This window comes from Nitrococcus sp. (genome assembly GCF_059432795.1).
The window spans coordinates 1-2,765 of the sequence record NZ_JBXWZQ010000241.1 but is presented as its reverse complement, the minus strand read 5'-3'; the positions used below and the strand labels follow the sequence as shown (position 1 = coordinate 2,765).

2 protein-coding genes and 1 pseudogene are annotated in these 2,765 nt (G+C 61.7%); all 3 read right to left on the bottom strand.

Annotation, left to right across the window (positions count from 1 at the left end; translation table 11 throughout):
* Positions 1-535, bottom strand: a 535-nt coding sequence (locus tag AC52Q4_RS16575) for an MASE1 domain-containing protein (RefSeq protein WP_495537902.1), incomplete at its 3' end; no start/stop codon positions are given.
* Positions 536-979: 444 nt separating this feature from the next.
* A pseudogene (locus AC52Q4_RS16570) lies at positions 980-2,092 on the bottom strand (transposase); the annotation flags it as partial.
* A gap of 200 nt (positions 2,093-2,292) precedes the next feature.
* On the bottom strand, positions 2,293-2,685 hold the full coding sequence (locus tag AC52Q4_RS16565; RefSeq protein WP_495536113.1) for a glycine cleavage T C-terminal barrel domain-containing protein: 393 nt from the start codon (positions 2,683-2,685) through the stop codon (positions 2,293-2,295).
* Positions 2,686-2,765 lie beyond the last annotated feature (80 nt).

Below are 2,765 nucleotides of genomic sequence, written 5' to 3'. Positions count from 1 at the left end.
CCACAACCAAGGTTCCGAGGGCATCACCGACCACGTACTTGGGCCATACCAGCCAGAACGGCTTGCCCACACCCAGCACCGATCCCAAGGTTCCCAGGGTGGCGCCGACCAACGGTCCCAGCAACACTCCAAATGCAAAAAATGCCAACAACTTGGGCACCGGAACCAGACTCCCCTGCTCGCTGGCATAGCGGCGCAGGAAGAAGGCACCGGTCAGCGGTCCGGCACAGTTACCCAGTGTCCAGAACACGTTGGCCAGGACGGGGTAGCCATGGACGAGGTTGCCCCCGAATTCACCGGCGACCACACCCGCGATCACCCAGGGCCAGCGGCGGGTAGGGAGCAGCAGCAGCGTGCCCAGCGTGAAGCCCGCCGCGGGCCAGAACCCCGCACCCAGCGCCACCGGGTCGTTGAGGATGACGATGTACTGAGCGAGCGCCACGTAAACGAAACCGACAACCAGAAGCACGATTGGTCCCGACAGGGTACGGTCTTCGTGGCGCCGCGAGGTAAGAACGTTGTTGAGGTAGGCCATGGCCGGATTTCGAGTTTCGTTTCTTGTGGTTATGCTGCAACCGGCGCGAATGCGCCGTTGCGAGAAGAGCTAAATAGGCTACACCACGTAGCTTGCGAGCGATAGGGGACGCCAGAAGGCGGCCTGAAGGATTTTCGCCAAACGACGCGATGTTAGTGAAATGTCAACATCGAGAACTATACGATGGGGCGTGTGAACACGGGGCCCGGGCCGGAGGCGGGTGCTCTGAACGGGATTCGACCCGGTGTGCGACGTCGTTCAAGATCCGCTTCTCGACCGCTGTGTCCTCGATGCGACCAAATTGACCTTACCGCCGGCTTGCTAGTTATTCAGCGTCCGCTCTTGGCCGGATCCGGTTACTCGATGTACTGTGATCGAAAGACTGCTATGTGGCGGCTATCGGACATCATGCCTCAAGACCGCAACTACTGGACTCGACCCGAAGCGGCTGTTGGGCACGAACACCCCATGGAATCGGGTGAGGTTCACACGCGGCTTGGGCACCAGAGCAGCGAGCCGGGCGATGAAATCCAGCGGCTCGAGGATGATGTTCGTGGTGCCGTCCCGGTACGGCGTTTTCAGCGTGTAGCGCACATTCCCCTGTGGGGTGAGTGCCAGCCGATCAGTGGCCACGGCCGGGCGGGCGAAGTAGCGGCACAGTCGCTCGAGCTTGCGCCGCTGATGGGCCTTGGCGGCGACCCCGGCGTGCAGAGAGAAGCCGGCGGTCTTGGCCAATTGGCTGTTGTCGCGATCTTCTTCCCGGGCTGGAACGGTTTGCAGCGTGAACGCCTTGCGCCCAGCCTGGGGACCGACGGCAATGCGGTAGGTGATCGAGTGGCCGAGCAGATCGTTGATGGCGGATTGTTCAGACGCCTCGAGCTGCAGGTAGCTGTTCTCGATGTCCCGCACCAGCAGGCCCTCGCGCTCCAGGTAAGCGCCCACGCGCTGGCTGATGGTGTGGACCAACTGTTCCAAGGTCTGGGGAGGCGGCGCCGGCAGCCGACGAAACACCGGTTGCTCATAGTCTGTGAGATACACGCCGTCCAGAAACAGCATGTGGAAATGGATGTTCAGATTCAGGGCGCTGCCGAATCGCTGGATCAGGGTGACAGCTCCAGTCTTGGCGGTGGCTCGGGTGCAGCCCGCCTGCTGGACGAGATGGGTCTCGATGGCCCGGTAGACGAGGCCGAGCATCCGGCTCATGATCTCGGGCAGGCTCGCTAACAGAAACCGGAGCTGGAAGGGAAAGCTCAGCACCCACTGGCGCATGGGCAGGCGAGGCAGGACCTCGTCGACCAGCAGCGCCGCGCTTTCCACCATCCGCCGGGCGCCGCAGCTGGGGCAGAAGCCCCGTCTCTTGCAGCTAAAGGCCACCAAGCGCTCGCTGTGGCAATCCTGGCACCGGACCCGAAGGAAGCCGTGCTCCAAAATCCCGCACTCGAGGAAGTCCTCGAGCTCGCGCTGCACGTATTCCGGCAGCGAGTGGCCCTGATCGGCTAAAAGCTCGTGGAATCGGGGATAGTGCTCGGCAACGAGCTTGTAGAGCAAAGTGCGCTCGGAGTGCCAGCGCTAGTAGCGCCATTCGCCGTTTCCTGTATCGGCCTTCCTGGCCGTGTTTGTAGACATCCTGTCAACCTTGTCTGCTGATCGACTCCCTTACGTCGAACGTCAGCATGTTGGGCGCTGGCCCATTAACCCCCAATCGCGGCTAAAGCCGCTCCTACATGAGATGTATACGTGGGCGGCGCAGCCGAACGCTACGACTTCATCCGCTCGTTGTCCGGATCGTACAATGCCCGGTAGCCTACCGCCTCGACCTTGAACGGGTAGTGCTCGCAGAAGTACTCCATGGTGAGGATTCTGCCTCCTTCCGCGTAAACCTTCGGCAGGTAACCCAAGGCGATGTTCTTGCCGCTTGAGGGCCCATAGGCAATAGAGGTGATATAGGACCGGCGACCCACTTCGTCGATCAGTACGTCGCCGGTCTCCGGTTCCACGATGGGCCAGCTGCCCACGGGGTTGCGGGCGAACCCATTCGAGTCGACGTTGTCCTGCATGGTGAAAGTGCGCAGGTACGCCGGCTGATGGGCGCGCTCGCGCTGTTCGATGTAAGCCTCCTTGCCGAAAAAGTCGTCATGTGCTTCGTCCACACGTAGTCGCGGTGGCCGGTGTCACCGTCGCACACCACCCGGTTGCGTTTCTCTTCCAAACGAATAACAGTGAGGTCGGC